The sequence below is a fragment of the Geodermatophilus sabuli genome (assembly GCF_010686765.1).
Classification (GTDB): Bacteria; Actinomycetota; Actinomycetes; order Mycobacteriales; family Geodermatophilaceae; genus Geodermatophilus; species Geodermatophilus sabuli_A.
The window spans coordinates 253,843-270,327 of the sequence record NZ_JAAGWF010000002.1; the positions used below are offsets into that span (position 1 = coordinate 253,843).

Consider the following 16,485-nt stretch of genomic DNA (forward strand, 5'->3'; position numbering starts at 1 on the left):
CGAAGGACGGTCTCCGACATGACGGTCACGATCTCCGGCGACGGCCTCTCCATCGAGCAGATCGCCGCCGTGGTCGGCGGGGCGGAGGTGCAGGTCACGGCGGATCCGGGGGTGCGCGACCGGATGGAGCGGTCGCGCCAGGTGATCCGGACCGCGATCGAGCGCGGGGAGCCGGTCTACGGCGTCTCGACGCTGTTCGGCGCCATGGCCGACCGGCACGTCGGACCGGACCAGCTGGTCGAGCTCCAGCGGCTGGCGCTGTGGCAGCACAAGACCGCCGCCGGGCCGCGCCTGCCGGAGCCCGACGTCCGGGCGGCGATGCTGCTGCGCGCGAACTCGCTGCTCAAGGGCGCGTCGGGGATCCGGCTGGAGATCGTGGAGCGCTACGTCACGTTCCTGAACGCCCGCGCCGCCCCGCACGTCCACCAGCGGGGGTCCATCGGGGCCAGCGGCGACCTGGTGCCGCTGAGCTACATCGCCGGAGCGGTGCTGGGCCTCGACCGGTCCTTCCTCGTCGACCACGAGGGGGAGACCCTGGACGCGCTGTCGGCGCTGGAGCGGCTGGGCCTCGCTCCGCTGGAGCTCCAGCCGAAGGAGGGGCTCGCGCTCAACAACGGCACCGGCGCCTGCACCGGGATCGCCGCGAACGCGGTGGACCGCGCGATCGACCTCGTCGCCGTCGGGTTCGGCGTCCACGCGCTCGTCGTCCAGGCGCTGCTCGGGACCGACCAGAGCTTCGCGCCGTTCGTGCACGCGTCCAAGCCGCACCCCGGGCAGGTGTGGACGGCGGCGACGATGGCCGGGCTCGTCCGCGGCTCGTCGACCGTCCGGCACGAGGAGGGTGGCGATCGCGACCGCCCGGCCGGCGAGCTGATCCAGGACCGCTACTCGCTGCGCTGCCTGCCGCAGTTCGCCGGCCCGATCGTGGACGGCCTCACCCTCGTCAAGCGGCAGATCGAGATCGAGGCGAACAGCGCGAACGACAACCCGCTGATCGACCCCGACCGCGGCGAGATCCTGCACACGGGCAACTTCCTCGGTCAGTACACCGGCGTGGCCATGGACCAGTTGCGCTACCACCTGGGGCTGATGGCCAAGCACCTCGACGTGCAGATCGCGCTGCTCATGGCGCCGGAGTTCAGCCACGGCCTCAGCCCGTCCCTCGTCGGCAACCCGGACGGGATGAACGTCGGGCTCAAGTCGCTGCAGATCGCCGGCAACCAGCTGATGCCGCTGATGACCTTCTACGGTCAGTCGATCGTCGACCGCTTCCCGACCCACGCCGAGCAGTTCAACCAGAACGTGAACAGCCAGGCCATGAACTCGGCCAACCTCGCCCGCGAGTCGCTGGACGTCTTCACCCACTTCATGGCCGTCGCGCTGTTCTGCGCCGTCCAGGCGGTCGAGCTGCGCGCGCAGCTCACGACGGGCAGCTACGACGCGCGGGGGGTGCTCTCCCCGGCGACCCGAGCGCTGTACGTGGCGGCCCGGGAGGCGGCGTCGGGGCCGCCGTCGAGCGAGCGGCCGCTGCTCTGGAACGACATGGACCAGATCGTCCAGCCGATGGTCGAGGGTCTCATCGACGCCCTCGCCAAGGGTGGGCCGATCCTGGCGTCGGTCGGTGAGGTGGACCAGAGCCTGCGCGCCCACTCGCCCTGGGAGTGCCGCTGAGGTGCTGCGGTCCCCCGGCCGTCACGCTCCGGGCTCGAACGTGGCGGTGTCCCAGGGATCGGCGCTCCACGGGCGGCGGCTGTAGGAGAGCCGCAGCCGTCCGGGCCGGGCGTCGATGGTCTCGGCGAACACCGTGCCGTACACCCGGCCGTCCCGCTCGTGCCGGACCACCAGTGCCGAGGGGTCGTCGGCAGGGGGCCGGCCCTGCACGAGGCCGCGCCAGCCGTCGGGGAAGGCCGCCGCCGTGAACGCCGCCCGCCAGCGGTCGGCCTTGCGGTCCTCGGGTCCGCCGGAGGTCAGCACGTGCGTGCCCTCGGGGTGCTCGGTCGCGGTGAGCGCCTCCCCGTCGAACACCCAGCTGGTCAGCCGGTCCGCCGTCGCGAGCACGAGCAGGAAGCCGGCCATCCCGGGCAGCCGGACGTGCGCGGTCCAGCCGGTCCCGTGGACGGCGGCCAGCAGCGGCAGCACGCCGCGGCTCGGCGCCCCGGGAGCGGCCGGTCTCTCGTGGTACCGGTTGAGCACGAGGGCGGTCGCGCCGGTGCCGATCCGGGTCGCGCACCAGGTGCCCCCGGCGACGCGGTCGCGCCCGCCGACGACGTCGGGGTGCTGCGGCCACCACCGGCCGGGGACGTCGAACTCGCGCCCGGTCATCTCGTCGCGGACGGCGAGGACCTCCACCGGCCGGTCGGCGGACCGCCGCACCACCACCGTGCACATGCGGCCCATCCTGCTGCCCGGCCGGTCGAGGCCACCGTGCACCCCGGGACGGGCCGGCGACCGGACCCCGAGGTCAGCCGACGGGCGCGCCGAACCACGCGGGCAGCCGGTCGCGCAGGGCGGCCTGGTCGTCGCCGACCCACACCACGTGGCCGTCGGGCCGCAGCAGCACCGCCGGGACGTCGAGTTCGCCGCTGACGTCGACGACGTGGTCCACCCGGTCGGCCCACCCGGCGACCGAGAGCCGGCCGGTCCGGTCGAGCAGGAGCCCCCGCCCGCGGTGCATCAGCTCGTAGAGGCGCCCTCTGGTCAACCGGACGTCCCGCAGCCGGCGGCCGAGCAGGTCGTGGCCCGCGCCGACGTCGTAGCGGACGCCGATCGCGGTGACCTTCTCGACCAGGTACCGGTTCACCTCCTCCAGGTCCATCAGCTCCGCCACCAGCCGGCGCACCGCCTGGGGTCCGGGCTCGGTGGACAGCAGCTCGGCCTGGGCGCGGGTGGTGTCCAGCACGTCGGCGGCGACCGGGTGCCGCTCGGTGTGGTAGCTGTCCAGCAGCCCGTCCGGTGCCCAGCCGTCGACCTCGGCGGCGAGCTTCCAGCCGAGGTTGACCACGTCCTGGATGCCGAGGTTGAGGCCCTGCCCGCCGGTCGGCGGGTGGACGTGTGCGGCATCACCGGCCAGCAGCACCCGGCCGGTCCGGTACCGCTCGGCCAGCCGCGTGGCGTCGCCGAAGCGGGAGAGCCAGCGCGGCGTGTGCACGCCGAAGTCGGTGCCCGCGACGATCCGCAGTCGCTGCCTGACCTCCTCGAGGGTCGGGGCGATCGAGCGGTCCTCGGTCACCCCCTCGGCGGGCACGACGACGCGGTACAGCCCCGCTCCGGAGGGCCCGACCCCGAACCCCTTCTGGGTCTCCCGGACCGCCGTCACGACGGCAGCCACCTCGTCCGGCGGCGCGGTGAGCTCCATCTCGCCCGTCAGCCACTCGCGCCTGGCGGGCTCGCCGGGAAAGCCGACGCCGAGCAGCCTGCGCACCGCGCTGCGGCCGCCGTCGCAGCCGACGAGGTAGCGCGAGCGCAGCTGCGTGCCGTCGGCCAGCTCGGCGGTCACCCCGGAGTCGTCCTGGTCGAGCCCGACCAGTGCGCAGCCGCGCCGGATCTCCGCGCCCAGCTCGGTGGCGCGCTCGGCCAGCAGGCGGTCGGTCGCCGTCTGCGGGATGCCGAGGACGTAGGGGTGCGCGGTGTCCAGCGGGTCGGGCGGGGGCTTGGAGATGCCGGCGAACCCACCGAGCGGGTACCGCCGGCCGAGCGCGAGGAACCGGTCCAGCAGGCCGCGCTGGTCCATGATCTCGATGCTGCGCACGTGGAGGCCCAGCGCGCGGACGTCCCTGGTCGGCTCCGCGTCCCTCTCCACCACCAGCGTGCGCACGCCGTGCAGCCGCAGCTCGCCGGCCAGCATGCAGCCGGTCGGTCCACCGCCGGCGATCACCACGTCGATGACGGGCTCCTCAGGCAGGGGGGTCCCCGGCGTGCACGAGGGTCATCGGATCGAGGGCCGCAGGTACGCGGAGATCATCGGGTGCACCTCCGCAGTCGCCACCCCGGAGCGGACGGCGGGGTCACCGGCCCGGATGCGGTCCACCTCGTCCGCGTGGTCGACCTCCAGGACGCCCAGGCCCCAGGTCCCGGTCGGCTCGGCGACCGGCCCGAAGACCACGGCCACACCACGGTCGAGCAGCCCGTCCCAGTAGTCCCCGTGCTCCTGCATGACCGCGGCCTCCTCCGGGGTCATGTCGGAGGGGAACTCCGGGCGCGGGGGCAGGAGCCGGTAGAGGTAGTGCTGCTTGCCGCTCATCGGGACTCCTGTCCGGGGGAGGGGGTGGGGGGCGACCCGAACGAGGCCGCGAACGAGCCCAGGATCGTCGCCCAGCCCTGGGTGAAGGCGCCGCCGGTGTAGCCGCCGGGGAGCGCGCAGTCGGCGGACAGCTCGGCGTCGGAGAGCGCCTCCCAGCCGCGGTGCTCGACGGCCACGAGCGTGCGGGCGGCGCCCAGCGCGGTGAACGTCAGCTCCACCTCGGTGGCGGCCCCGGTGACCAGCCAGCTCATCGCGAAGCGGGCCGGCGGCTCCCAGGCCAGGACGGTGCCCCAGTCGACCGTGGTGCCGTCCGCCCACGTCTCGTAGACCCGGCCGTCGAGGCGCTGCTCGAAGGTCACCTCGCGGACCCGATCGCCGCCGGCGGAGAACGGCTCCACCGGCCACCACGCGCCGATCGTGGCCACGAAGACCTCGAACGTGTGCGCCCGGTCGCTGCCCACGACGGTGGACTGGCGGATCGGCGGACGGCGCAGCGGCAGCACCGTCGCGCCGGCCGGCTCGCTCGTCGACGTCATGGTCGGCCTCCCTCGGCGCGGTCACGGTCGGCGCGGTCGGCCTCCACCAGGCGCCGGGCGCCATCCAACGCCGACGACCACATCTCGTCCAGGAACTCGCGCAGCCCGCTGAGGCCCTCGGGCCGGGCGCGGTACAGCCGGCGGGTCCCCTCGCGCCGCTCGGAGAGCAGGCCCGCGTTCCTGAGCACGGTCAGGTGCTGGCTGACCGCGGTGCGGGTCACCTCGAAGGCCGCGGCGATCTCACCGGCGGCCAGTTCGTCGTGCGCGACGAGGCGCAGGATCGCCCGCCGGCGCGGCTCGGCCAGCGCCCGCATCGCCTCGTCCAGCGGCTCGGCGGCCGGGACGGCTGCCGGGGACATCGCCGGTCAGCCCCAGAGCCCGACGGCGTTGCCGTCGGGGTCGGCGAACATCGCGAACCGCCCGTAGCCGCTGGGCAGGTCGGTGGGCGGGACCAGGCGGGCGCCGCCGAGGTCCTCGGCCCGCTGGAGCGCCGCCTCGAGGTCGTCGACCCGGACGTAGATCCGGACACCGGGGGAGTCGCCCTGCTCGACGGGCCCGATGCCGCCGCCGATCGCCTCCTCGCCGGCGCCGGTGTCGACCAGGCCGTAGCCGCCGAACTCCTCGGTGCCCGAGACCTGCCAGCCGAACATCGCGCCGTAGAAGCCCTGCGCCCGTTCGGAGTCCTGGCTGGTGACCTCGAAGAACGCCACCGGTGCAGCCATGATCGCCGTCCTCTCCTCGCCCTGTCAGTGCTCGCGAACGTTAGCGTATACTGACGCTCAGGGCAACAGTGCCGGGCCGGCCTGTGGCCGGGGACGTGCAGCGGCCGGTCGAGGGGCGTTGTCGCGGCGCCCGCGCCGCGGTTGGCTGACGGGATGGGAAGCGGAGCGGGCCGGGTGGGAGTGCACGCCGTGGCGCACGGCGACGGCCGGCCCGTGCTGGTGCTGCACGGCGCGGGGGTCGACCACCGCGAGGCCGAGGCCTGCTTCGAGCCGGCCCTCCAGGACGTGGACGGGCTGCGGCGGGTCTATCCCGACCTGCCGGGCATGGGCGCGACGGCCGCTCCCGACACGATGCGCAGCGCCGACGACGTCCTCGACGTGCTGCTCGCCTTCGCCGACGAGGTCACCGGTGGGGCGGCGTACCTGCTCGTGGGGCACTCGGCGGGCGCCTACTTCGCGCAGGCGATGGCCGCCCGCTGCCCGAGCCGGGTGGCCGGCCTGGCGCTGGTCTGTCCGTTGCTGCCGGGAGTGCGGGACGTGCCGGAGCACCGCGTCGTCGCCGGGCCGGGTGGGATCGGGGACGACGTCTTCCGGAGCTACTTCGTGGTCCAGACCCCGGAGATGCTCGAACGGTACGAGCGCCTCGTCGCACCGGCCGCCGCGCTCGTCGACCAGGCGGCGCTCGAGCGGATCGGCGAACGGTGGGCACTCACCCCCGACTCCGCGCCGGCGTACGCGGGCCCGACAGTCGTCGTGGCGGGCCGGCTGGACTCGACGGTCGGGTACGCCGCCGCCGTCGACCTCCTCGACCGCCACCCGCGCGCGTCGCTGGCGGTGGTCGACGACGCGGGACACGCCCTGCCGCACGAGCAGCCGGACCTGCTGCGCGCCCTCCTCACCGAGTGGCTCGCCCGCGTCGGGCGCTCCGGCTGACCCGGGTGCGTCGCCGGGCCGGGGAATGGCGCGCCGACGCAGGCGTTGACGTGAGAGAGTGCTGACGACCAGACCGGAGCCGGTCGTCCGACGTCGGCGCCCCTGGTCCGCGATCACCAGCCACCCCCGGCGGCTCCGGGTCTCCCGCGGGAGCCCGCGGACGCCCGCGGTGTCGATCCCAGGGGATCCGCCGGGCGGTCGCCGTCCGGCGGGATCGGGCACTCCCGCGCCGGGGCGTTCTGCGTCCCGTCCGCGGCACCGTGCGGCATGCTGCCGCGGCCACCGTGGCCGGCCGGCACAGCAGAGGAGGAGTACGTGGCTCGATCAGGCCAGCGCCAGGCGGGCGCTCGCCGGAGCTCCCCGCGGAACCAGCGACGGGTCCGCTCCCGCGGCGACCTCGTCTCGGTGCTCGCCCGAGCCGTCCGCGAGGTCGAGGCCGCCGCCCAGCGTGGCCGCGTGACGTCCTCGGTGCGCACCCAGTTCCAGGCCGTCGCCCTGCTGCTGCGCGACGAACGCGCCCGCGTCCAGGCCGAGACGGGCAGCGACAGTCGCCGGGCCGAGCAGCTCAAGCGCCTGGACGGCATCGCGACCATCCTCGCGACGACCGCGGTGCGCGACGCCGGACTGCTGGCGCTGCTCGCCGAGGACGCCGTCGCCTCCGACGCGGCCCGGGCGCTCAAGCGGGACATGCTGGCGTCCGTCGGCGTCGAGCCGGCCCCGGAGGACGTCCCGGCGCCGGAGCCCGCGGCCGCGCCGGTGACCCCCGAGCGCCGCGTGGTGCCCCAGTCGGTGGTCTCAAGGCAGCTGGCCAACCCCTTCCTCGCTCCTGACTTCTCCGCCGCCCCCCAGCGCCCGCCCCGTGCCCGCCGGCTCGCCAGCTGGGAACTGCTCGGCCCGCTGTTCAGCTCGTTCGAGCGCGCCGGTGGCGGGGACTCGGCGTGCATGGCGCTGCCGTTCCCGACCGCGCGGTACACGCCGGCGGGTGCGGAGCTGATGGCGCACCAGGGTCAGCTCGTCGCCGCGGCCGCCGCCGGGCACCGGACCTTCCTGCTCGCCGACGAACCCGGCCTCGGCAAGACCGCCCAGGCCCTGCTCGCCGCGGAGGCGGCGGACGCCTATCCGCTGCTGGTCGTCGTGCCCAACGTGGTCAAGACCAACTGGGCGCGCGAGGCGGGCCGGTGGACGCCGCACCGCGGGGTCACCGTCGTGCAGGGCAACGGGGACACCGTCGACGGCTTCGCCGACATCGTCGTCCTCAACTACGAGGTGCTCGACCGCCACGTGGGCTGGCTGGGCGACTTCGGTTTCCGCGGGATGGTCGTCGACGAGGCGCACTTCATCAAGAACAAGACCTCGCAGCGCTCCCAGCACGTCCTGCAGCTGTCCGACCGCATCCGGTCCCGGGTGCCCCGGCCGCTGCTGATGGCCCTGACCGGCACTCCGCTCATCAACGACATCGACGACTTCCGCGCCATCTGGCAGTTCCTGGGCTGGATCGACGACGGCAAGCCGCTGGGCGAGCTGATGGACGCCCTCGAGGCAACCGGCCTGACGCCGGCCGACCCCGGCTTCTACGCCGCCGCCCGCCGGTGCGTGGTGGACATGGGCATCGTCCGGCGCCGCAAGGTCGACGTCGCGGCCGACATCCCCGCCCGCCGCATCGCCGACCTGCCCGTCGAGCTCGACGGCGCGGCCGGCCGGTCGATCCGGGCAGCGGAGCAGGAGCTCGCCCGCCGGATGGTGGTCCGGTACGACACCGCGCTGGCCAACCGCTCGTCGGGCGCCGCCGTGGAGGGCGTCGACCTCGAACTGGTGCGTCGGGTGGCCCGGTCCGAGCTCAAGGACGCGAGCACCGGCGAGGCCGGCGAGAACGTGTTCAGCATGATGCGGCGCATCGGCCGCGCGAAGGCCGGCCTGGCCGCCGACTACGCGGCGCAGCTGGCCCGGAGCGCGGGCAAGGTCGTCTTCTTCGCCAAGCACGTGGACGTGATGGACGCCGCCGAGGAGGCCTTCGCCGCGCAGGGCGTCCGGTTCTCCTCGATCCGCGGGGACCAGACCGCCGGGGTGCGGCAGAAGAACATCGACGCCTTCGTCAACGATCCGGGCGTCGCGATCGCGGTGTGCTCGCTGACCGCGGCCGGTGTCGGCATCAACCTGCAGGTGGCCTCGAACATCGTCCTCGCCGAGCTGTCCTGGACCGACGCCGAGCAGACCCAGGCCATCGACCGCAGCCACCGCATCGGCCAGACCGAACCGGTCACCGCCTGGCGGATCATCGCCGCGCAGACCGTGGACGCCCGGATCGCCGAGCTGATCGACAGCAAGGCGGGGCTCGCCGCCCGGGCGCTGGACGGGTCGGACGAGGAGGTCGCGGCGTCCGCCGACGTGCAGCTGGAGGCGCTGGTCACGCTGCTGACCGACGCGCTGTCGGCCAGGCCGGAGTCCGGCGCGGCCTGACCGGCGGGCGGCCGGCGCCAGGGCACCGGCCGCCGCGATGGCCGGTCGATGGACCAGGTCGTGCCGGCCATCTGGACCGCGTCCGGACAGCGCCGTCCAGCCGTTCCGCACGACCAGGCCCCGCGCGACGAACGGCGCGCCCAGCGCGCTGACCGCGCTGAGGACGTCCGGCGCCACCCGGTGCCGGGGCGGGATCGGCACCCCGCCCGCTCCGCCCAGTGGATCTCGCCCAGCACGCCCTCGGACGTGGTGTGCACGGACACGTCGGTGTCCACGACACCCGCCGCGGTGGCGTCGCGGGTCCCGCGCCACCGCGGTCCGGCCGGCTCGGCCGGGGCCTCAGGGCTCGATGCCGCACTCGTCGCGGAGGTAGGTCTCGACGTTGCTGCCCGCCGTCGACAGGTCGCCCTCGGCGTCGTCCAGGGCCTGGAACGACTCCGAGTCGGTGATGTCGAAGTCGGCGAACGCGTCGGCCATCCGGTCCAGGCCGCTCGCCAGCGCCTCCCAGTCGGACCTGATCGTGCCGGGCGGGTCGATGGCGCGCAGCTCCTCGGCGATCTGCCGGAAGGCGTCCGGCACCGACGGGTCGTCGCCCTCGGCATCGGCGTCGGACAGCGCAGCGTCGATCCGCGTGTCGAGCTCCGCCGCCCGGGCGCAGAAGTCGGCTCCACCCGACGGCGCGGCCGTCTCGGTGGTCCCGGTCTCCGGGGCGTCGCCGGCCGCGGACGACGGCGTGTCCGGGTCCCCGCCGTCGCCGCAGGCGGTGAGCAGGACGACGGCGACCGCGCCCGCCAGGGAGGCTCGGCAGGGGGTTCCCCTGCGGGGCGACGTGGGCGACACGACGACCTCCGACGGCGGCTGGACGACCGCCCGAGTGTCCACCCGGCGGCGCCTCCGGAGGGCGGTGAGCGGCGGGGCGTCCGGAGCGGGGACCCCCGGCCGCGATGAGTTCCGGCCGGGTCGCGGGTCTGTCCCGGTGCCGGAGGACGTCGTCCGCCGCCCGGCCCCGAGAACCCACGGAGGACACCATGACGACCACGCCGGACGTCCCGACCACCGCGCTCCCCGGCCGGCCACCCGTCGTCGACCGCACCGCCTGGCAGGCCGCCCGCGACGAGCTCCTCGTCCGCGAGAAGGCACACACCCGCGAGGGCGACGCGATCGCCGCGGCCCGCCGTCGGCTGCCGATGGTGGAGGTCGACGGGACGGCCGAGGTCGTCGGACCCGACGGCCCGGTCCCCTTCCGGAACGTGTTCCAGGGCCGGGACGAGCTCGTGGTCTACCACTCCATGTGGTACGACGGCGCCCCGCACCAGGGGCAGTGCGAGGGCTGCACCTTCAACGTCTGGCACATGCGGGACGCCGTCTACCTCAACGCCCGGGGCGTCTCCTTCGCCGTCCTGACCTCGGGCCCGTGGGAGGAGGTGGCTCCCTACCGCGAGTTCATGGGGTACACCCAGCCCTGGTACTCGGTGCGGGGCGTGGAGGCGTCGATCGCCACGGAGGAGGGGCACATCGTCTGCTACCTGCGCGACGGCGACCGCGTGTTCCTCACCTACGCGACGACCGGCCGGGGCAACGAGCCCGCCGACGGTTCGCTGGGCCTGCTGGACATGACGCCCTACGGTCGCCGCGAGGGGTGGGAGGAGGTCCCCGAGGGCTGGCCCGAGGCCCCCGACGTCGGCGCGCCGGTCGGCGGGCACGGCGCGCCGATCTGCTGGTACTGGCGCTCGGACGCCGACGGGAACGCCACCTGGGGCCCGACCAGCCGGCCCGCGCCGCAGTGGACCCGCCCCGGCGCGACCCCCGTGGAGACCCTCGGCCGGCACGGCCACCACCACCACTGAGGCGCCGCCGCCCGCAGTCGCAGCCGCGGGGTCCGGCCGCCGATGCCGGCGGCGCCCGTGGTCAGGGTCGTCCGCTCCGCGTCACGGTCCGGTGGCGTCCGCCCCGTCCGGGCCACGCGTCTCGCTCTCGGGCCGTTCCGGGGCCGGGGCGTCCCGGCGCTCGAGGCGCTGACGGATCGCCGCGACGTTGAGCGCCAGGTCCTCGAGCGCCTCGACGGCGCGCGTGGCGAGGGCGAACGTGAGGTTCTCGCGCTGCCGCTCGGGGCTGGGCTCGCCGTCGTCCCGCAGCGCACCGGCGTGCCCGCGCGGACGGCGCGTCGCCTGCGCCCACGGGTCGTCGTCGCTGCGCGGACCGCCGAACACCTCGCGCAGCATCCGCTGCGCCATCTCGAGGAACTCGCCCGGGTCGGGCCGGTCGGTCGCCATCGGTCTCCCTCTCCGCCGGTGTCGCGCACGAGGCACCGGTCGTGGCCGGTCGCGGCGACGCGACCACGGTACGGCCGACGACCGGTCGCAGGAGCCCGCTCCGCGGCCATCGGCTCGTCCCGCGTCGTCCCGTCCCCCCGGTGTCACCGGGCGGGATCGGGGAGCGGGCGGGGTCCCGGCGGTCGCTGACCGGATCCCCGGAGCCCGGCGAGGTGGTGGTTGGGACGGCCGGGCGCCAGGCTGCCGCAGGTGGCGAGTCGCCGGCCCGCGTCCATCCCGGCGATCCTCCCGCCGGTGCCGCCCGGGGCGCCACCGGGGGCCGAGCGGCGACCGGGCCCCCGCGGGAGGAGGGAGCGGGACGAGCGCGCCGCGCCGGCCGGCCCCGGTTCAGCCGGCCTCGGCCCGGGAGGGGGAGACCCCGCCGGACCGGTGGTTCGAGGCCAGGCCGTGGTGACCGTTGCGGGCCTTGGTGGAGAGGTAGCTCGCGTTCGCGTCGGAGAGGTGCACGGCCGTGGGCACCCGCGCCGCCACGGTCACGCCCAGCTGCTCGAGCTGGGCTGCCTTGTCCGGGTTGTTGCTGAGCAGCGCGAGGGTGGACACGCCGAGCGCCCGCAGCATCTGGGCGGCGACCGTGTAGTCGCGTTCGTCGGGGGCGTGGCCGAGGGCGACGTTCGCCTCGTAGGTGTCGAGGCCGGTGTCCTGCAGCGCGTAGGCGTCCAGCTTGTCGTACAGCCCGATCCCACGTCCCTCCTGGCGGAGGTAGAGCAGGTAGCCACCGGCCAGGGTGATCCGCTCGACCGCCTCCCGCAGCTGCGGGCCGCAGTCACAGCGCTGGCTGCCGAAGACGTCCCCGGTCAGGCACTCGCTGTGCGGGCGGACCAGCGGCAGCGCCGTCGGGCTGCCACACGCGAGCGCCAGGTGCTCCCGGCCGTCAACCAGGCCGCGGAAGGTGGTGACGAGGACCGTGGTGGCGTAGCCGTCCGGGAAGCGCAGCGGGACCGGCACCTGGGTGCGGATGACCGCCTCGGGGAGGGCGGGGATCATGAGCCCGCACCCGGGGTGTGCTCGGCGCAGAACCGCTCGGACAGCGCGTAGCGGAGCAGCACCACGTCACCGATCTCCCTGACCCCGGCCAGTCGCGCCCGGCGGTGGGCGTTCCAGGGGAAGCGCCCGTTGCCGACCAGCCGGGGCGCGCGGGAGTCGCCGACGAACAGCGGCGCCACCACGAGCTGCAGTTCGTCCACGATGTCCGCGGTGAGGAACTGGGTGAGGACGGTCCCGCCGCCCTCGACCATGACGCGGTCCACCCCCTGGGCCGAGAGGTGCTCCAGCACCCCGGCCACGTCGACCTCGCTCCCCGGGCCGGTGTCGACGACGGTGGCCACCGCACCCAGTCGGGCCCGGACGTCGTCGGCGGCGGCGCCGGGGCAGTAGACCAGCTTCTCCGAGTCGCCCGTCGTGAAGAACGAGGCCGTCGGGGCCAGGTCGCCCTGGCGGGTGAGGGTGACCTTGGCCGGTGATGCGGGGAGCCCCCGCGACACCCGTTCGGCCCGCCGGGCGGCCGAGCGGACCAGCAGGCGCGGGTCGTCGGCCCGGATCGTGCCGGCGCCCACGAGGATGGCGTCGCAGCGGGCCCGCTCGGCGTCGACCCGGTCGAAGTCGTCGGCGTTGGACAGGAGCAGCCGCGCGGCGTCCGCGCTGTCCAGGTAGCCGTCGATCGACATGCCGCAGCTGAGCAGGGTGTAGGGCCGGTCAGCCATGCGCCGCACCGTCCTCCCCGGTCCCGCTGTGGACGACGGCCGGTTCCCGTCCGGGACCGGCCGGCCGGATGGCGCGGGACGCCCGGTGCCGTCGGCCGGCGAGGAGGACGGCGGCCCCGGGGAGCACCGCCGCCAGCGTCAGCACGCCGAACGCGGTGGCGACGGCCGCCCCGGCGCCGGCCCCCCACTCGGTGCCCGCGAAGACCCACGCCGCCGCACCCTCGCGGGGTCCCCACCCGGCGACGTTGAGCGGGATGGCGGCGGCCAGCAGGACGACCAGCGCGAGTGGCAGCAACTGCTGCGGCGGGGCGTCCACCCCGGCGGCGCGGGCGGCGAGCCAGAACATCCCCAGGTGCCCGCCGACCACGAGGAGGGACGCGACGAGGACCGGTCGCGCGGCGGCTGGGTGCAGCAGCACACCCCGGGCCTCGGCCGCGGCGGCGCGCAGGGCCCGGGCCGCACGGGCCGGACCGTGCCGGGCCATCCCGCGGCCGCAGAGCAGCAGGACGCCCAGCGCCACGACGCTGACGGTGACGACCTGGGGCAGCGCCGCGCGCACCGGGGAGGGGAGGGTCAGCAGCACCGCGACCGCGACCGCTGCCTGGACCACCTGGCCCGCGACGCGCTCCCAGATGACGGCGCGCACGCCGCGGCCGAGGTCGCCGGCGTCCATGCCGTGCCGCAGTCCCCGGTGGACGTCCCCCACGACGCCACCGGGCAGCGTGCTGTTGAGGAACTGGGAGCGGTAGTAGGCGGCGGTCGCACCGGGCAGGGGCAGGCCGACGCCCAGCGCCGCGGCCACGACGCGCCAGCGCCAGGCCGAGCAGACCGTGATCACGGCGCCGATGACCATCGCGGCGAGCAGGGTGCCGGGGCCCAGCCCGCGCAGGCCGTCGAGGAAGGGGCCGGCGCCCAGCAGCCAGACCAGGACGGCGAGGATCAGGACACCGCCCAGGAGGCGTGCCCCAGCCCACGCGCGTCGTCTCACGCCATCGGCCTCCGTCCGTCTACAGGGCAACACGGACCCCCGGCGGATCCGGTTCAGTCCGGACCGCGGCCAGCACGTCCCGGATGCGCGCGGCGGTCTGCCGCCAGTCCGGCAGGGTCGGCCGCCGGCGCAGCGCGGCGTCCCGCAGCCGCCGGCGCAGCTCGCCGTCGGTGAGCCAGCGCGCGAGGACGGCGGCCAGGGCGGCGGGGTCCTCCGGGGGGACGAGCAGCCCGGGCAGGCCGTCGGCGGTACGGCCCAGGGCCTCCGGGATGCCCCCGACCGCGGTGGCGACCACGGGCACGCCGGCGGCCAGCGCCTCCGGGACGACCATGCCGTAGGTCTCCGCCCGCGAGGGGACGACGAGCAGGTCGGCGTCGCCGTACTCGGCCTGCAGCGCCGCCCGGCCGCGGGTGCCGGGCAGCCGGATGCGGTCGGCGATCCCGGCGGCCGCGGCCTGGCGCGTCAGCGCCCCGGCGAACCGCGGGTCCCGATCGTGCGAACCCACCAGGGTGGCGCGCCAGGGGAGGCCGACCAGCTCCCCGAGCGCCTGCACCAGCAGGTCCTGGCCCTTGATCGGGGACAGCGTCCCCACGCACAGCAGCCGGCCGCCGTCGGGCGTGCCGGGGCTCACCGGTGCCGGCTCGGTGCCGGGGCGGGCCACGTGCAGGCGGGCCGCCGGCACGCGGTAGCGCTCGAGCAGCCGGCGGCGGGTCCAGGCGCTGGTGGTGACGACGGCCCGCGCGGCACCGAGCACCGCAGCCTCGTCGCACTCGGGAACGGCGACGCCGTCGACGACCTGGCCACCGAAGACCATGTGCACGAGGACGACCAGCCGCAGCCGCGCCGAGCGTGGCACGAGCACCCCTGCGGCCCCGGACGCGATCAGCCCGTCGACGACGACGAGCGCGCCGTCCGGCAGGTCGTCGAGCGACCGGGCCAGGGAGGCCAGGGCGGGGTCGTCGCCGCACGGCCACGGGCCGCCGACGGCGATCTCGGACACCGTCCACCCGGCGTCGCGCAGGCCGTCGCAGACCTGGCGGTCGTACCGGTTGCCGCCGCTGACCCGCGCGGGGTCGTCGATCCCGGCCGGGACGACGACGCAGACGCCGCTCACGGTCCTGCCCTGTTCGCTCGGGCGGAGCTCACAGTCGACGGTCGTAGCTCGCCCAGGCGACGTGCGACTCGTGGAGGGTGACCGCCAGGCCCTCCAGGCTCCTGCCGCCAGGGCCGAGTGCGCCGTCGCCGATCCGGAGCGCCAGCCGGTCGGCGACCACGCGCGCCAGGACCTCGGTCGTGGTGTTCGTGCCGGCGAGGTCGGGGTCCTCGTCGAGGTTGCGGTAGGTCAGCTCGCCGAGCACCTCGTGCAGTTGGTCGGCGGCGGCGCCGATGTCCACGACCACCCCGTCGTCGTCCAGCTCGGCGCGGCGGAAGGTGACGTCGACGACGTAGGTCGCCCCGTGCAGGCGCTGCGCCGGGCCGAACACGGCGCCGGTGAAGCTGTGGGCGATCATCATGTGGTCGCGGACCGTCACGCTGAACACCGGGTCACTCCTCGCGGTAGGTGATCGTGTGGCAGAGGGCGGGCAGCCGGCCGTCGGCGAGCCGGGCCATCACGTCGGGCAGGTCGTCGAAGGCCGAGGACCCGGTCAGCAGCGCGTCGAAGGCCGGGTCGCGCAGCACCTCCAGGGCGAGCGCGAGCCGGTTCCGGAGGGTCCGGGAGCCGCGGCGCGCGGGCGCGACCGTGCCGACCTGGCTGGCGCGCAGGTCCAGCCGGCGGGAGTGGAAGGCGCCGCCGAGCGACACCGTCACCTGCCGGTCGCCGTACCAGCTCAGCTCGAGCGCGGTGCCCTCGGCCCGCAGCAGGCCGAGCGCCAGCTGCAGTCCGGCCGAGGTCGCGCTGGCGTGCACCACGAGGTCGCGGTCGCCGGCGGCGTCCTCCGGCACGACGAAGGGCACGCCGAGCCGGGCGGCCACCTCCGCCCGGCTCCGGTCGACGTCGACCAGTTCGACGTCGGTGCACGGGAACCGCGCCAGCAGCCGCGCGACGCAGCACCCCACCATCCCGGCGCCGACGACGGTGACCCGGTCACCGAGCAGCGGAGGGGCGTCCCACAGCGCGTTGACCGCGGTCTCGACCGTGCCGGCGAGGACGGCGCGCCGGGCCGGGACGCCGTCCGGGACGGGCACCACGGCATCGGCGGGGACGACGTAGGCGCTCTGGTGCGGGTGCAGGCAGAAGACGGTGCGCCCGAGGAGCCCGGCGGGCCCGTGGTCGACGACCCCGACGCTGAGGTAGCCGTACTTCACCGGGCCCGGGAAGTCCCCGTCCTGGAACGGCGCGCGCATGGCGGCGCGCTGGCTCTCCGGCACCTCGCCGCGGAAGACCAGGGCCTCGGTGCCCCGGCTGATGCCCGAGTGCAGCGCCCGGACGACGACGTCGTCCGGGCCGGGCTCCGGGAGCCGGACCGCCCGGATCTCCCCGGCGCCCGGCTCCCGCAGCCAGAAGGCACGGGCCCGGCCGGGCCCGGCGTCCTGCTCGGGTCCGGCGTCTGCGGGCACGTCCTCCTCGGGCACGG

Annotated in this window: 18 protein-coding genes and 1 pseudogene; 4 read left to right on the forward strand and 15 right to left on the reverse strand. The window is 75.7% G+C overall.

Annotated features, from left to right (window positions below; translation table 11 throughout):
• Positions 1–18 precede the first annotated feature (18 nt).
• Positions 19–1,671, forward strand: a complete 1,653-nt coding sequence (locus GCU56_RS01370; protein WP_163479703.1) for an HAL/PAL/TAL family ammonia-lyase — start codon at positions 19–21, stop codon at positions 1,669–1,671.
• A 21-nt stretch (positions 1,672–1,692) separates the two neighbouring features.
• Here the strand turns inward: GCU56_RS01370 and GCU56_RS01375 are convergent, their stop codons facing one another.
• The 6 genes from GCU56_RS01375 to GCU56_RS01400 all read right to left on the reverse strand — a co-directional run bounded on the left by GCU56_RS01375 (position 1,693) and on the right by GCU56_RS01400 (position 5,498).
• Positions 1,693–2,388 (reverse strand): NRDE family protein, encoded by a 696-nt coding sequence (locus tag GCU56_RS01375; RefSeq protein WP_204331249.1) that lies wholly within the window; start codon positions 2,386–2,388, stop codon positions 1,693–1,695.
• Between the two features lie 73 nt (positions 2,389–2,461).
• Positions 2,462–3,877 (reverse strand): rifampin monooxygenase, encoded by a 1,416-nt coding sequence (rox, locus tag GCU56_RS01380; RefSeq protein WP_345771571.1) that lies wholly within the window; start codon positions 3,875–3,877, stop codon positions 2,462–2,464.
• A 48-nt stretch (positions 3,878–3,925) separates the two neighbouring features.
• Positions 3,926–4,240, reverse strand: a complete 315-nt coding sequence (locus GCU56_RS01385; RefSeq protein WP_163479704.1) for a YciI family protein — start codon at positions 4,238–4,240, stop codon at positions 3,926–3,928.
• Positions 4,237–4,776: an SRPBCC domain-containing protein gene (locus GCU56_RS01390; protein WP_163479705.1), complete on the reverse strand. Its 540-nt coding sequence runs from the start codon at positions 4,774–4,776 to the stop codon at positions 4,237–4,239. Before GCU56_RS01390 ends, GCU56_RS01385 begins: the two co-directional genes overlap by 4 nt.
• A complete protein-coding gene (locus GCU56_RS01395; RefSeq protein WP_163479706.1) occupies positions 4,773–5,135 on the reverse strand; it encodes an ArsR/SmtB family transcription factor in 363 nt (120 codons plus the stop codon). The genes GCU56_RS01390 and GCU56_RS01395 overlap by 4 nt, the downstream gene beginning before the upstream one ends.
• Before the next feature lie 6 nt (positions 5,136–5,141).
• Positions 5,142–5,498: a VOC family protein gene (locus tag GCU56_RS01400; RefSeq protein WP_163479707.1), complete on the reverse strand. Its 357-nt coding sequence runs from the start codon at positions 5,496–5,498 to the stop codon at positions 5,142–5,144.
• A gap of 153 nt (positions 5,499–5,651) precedes the next feature.
• On the opposite strand from GCU56_RS01400, the gene GCU56_RS01405 reads away from it, so the two are divergent.
• Complete coding sequence (locus GCU56_RS01405) at positions 5,652–6,431, forward strand: alpha/beta fold hydrolase (RefSeq protein ID WP_163479708.1); 780 nt, start codon at positions 5,652–5,654, stop codon at positions 6,429–6,431.
• A 315-nt stretch (positions 6,432–6,746) separates the two neighbouring features.
• A complete protein-coding gene (locus GCU56_RS01410; protein ID WP_163479709.1) occupies positions 6,747–8,888 on the forward strand; it encodes an SNF2-related protein in 2,142 nt (713 codons plus the stop codon).
• 138 nt (positions 8,889–9,026) lie between these two features.
• Here the strand turns inward: GCU56_RS01410 and GCU56_RS25450 are convergent.
• Positions 9,027–9,200, reverse strand: a pseudogene (locus GCU56_RS25450) (hypothetical protein); the annotation flags it as partial.
• Positions 9,201–9,227: 27 nt separating this feature from the next.
• The gene (locus GCU56_RS01415; protein ID WP_163479710.1) at positions 9,228–9,770 is read right to left on the reverse strand and encodes a hypothetical protein; all 543 of its coding nucleotides are present in this window, start codon (positions 9,768–9,770) and stop codon (positions 9,228–9,230) included.
• Between the two features lie 146 nt (positions 9,771–9,916).
• On the opposite strand from GCU56_RS01415, the gene GCU56_RS01420 reads away from it, so the two are divergent.
• Entirely contained in the window at positions 9,917–10,735 is an 819-nt protein-coding gene (locus GCU56_RS01420; RefSeq protein WP_163479711.1) for a DUF899 family protein, read from the forward strand.
• Positions 10,736–10,816: 81 nt separating this feature from the next.
• On the opposite strand, the gene GCU56_RS01425 is transcribed toward GCU56_RS01420, so the two are convergent.
• The 7 genes from GCU56_RS01425 to GCU56_RS01455 form a co-directional block, all read right to left on the reverse strand.
• The gene (locus GCU56_RS01425; RefSeq protein ID WP_163479712.1) at positions 10,817–11,161 is read right to left on the reverse strand and encodes a hypothetical protein; all 345 of its coding nucleotides are present in this window, start codon (positions 11,159–11,161) and stop codon (positions 10,817–10,819) included.
• A 387-nt stretch (positions 11,162–11,548) separates the two neighbouring features.
• Positions 11,549–12,205, reverse strand: coding sequence for a GTP cyclohydrolase II (locus GCU56_RS01430; RefSeq protein WP_163479713.1), 657 nt, complete (start codon positions 12,203–12,205; stop codon positions 11,549–11,551).
• Positions 12,202–12,921 (reverse strand): RibD family protein, encoded by a 720-nt coding sequence (locus GCU56_RS01435; protein WP_163479714.1) that lies wholly within the window; start codon positions 12,919–12,921, stop codon positions 12,202–12,204. The genes GCU56_RS01430 and GCU56_RS01435 overlap by 4 nt, the downstream gene beginning before the upstream one ends.
• Positions 12,914–13,909: a lysylphosphatidylglycerol synthase domain-containing protein gene (locus tag GCU56_RS01440; RefSeq protein ID WP_204331251.1), complete on the reverse strand. Its 996-nt coding sequence runs from the start codon at positions 13,907–13,909 to the stop codon at positions 12,914–12,916. The genes GCU56_RS01435 and GCU56_RS01440 overlap by 8 nt, the downstream gene beginning before the upstream one ends.
• Positions 13,910–13,928: 19 nt before the next feature.
• Positions 13,929–15,023 carry a glycosyltransferase gene (locus GCU56_RS01445; protein ID WP_163479716.1) on the reverse strand — a complete coding sequence of 365 codons (1,095 nt, stop codon included), beginning with the start codon at positions 15,021–15,023 and terminating at the stop codon, positions 13,929–13,931.
• A 28-nt stretch (positions 15,024–15,051) separates the two neighbouring features.
• Positions 15,052–15,450 (reverse strand): 6-carboxytetrahydropterin synthase, encoded by a 399-nt coding sequence (locus GCU56_RS01450; protein ID WP_163479717.1) that lies wholly within the window; start codon positions 15,448–15,450, stop codon positions 15,052–15,054.
• Between the two features lie 4 nt (positions 15,451–15,454).
• Positions 15,455–16,468 (reverse strand): zinc-dependent alcohol dehydrogenase, encoded by a 1,014-nt coding sequence (locus tag GCU56_RS01455; protein ID WP_163479718.1) that lies wholly within the window; start codon positions 16,466–16,468, stop codon positions 15,455–15,457.
• Positions 16,469–16,485 lie beyond the last annotated feature (17 nt).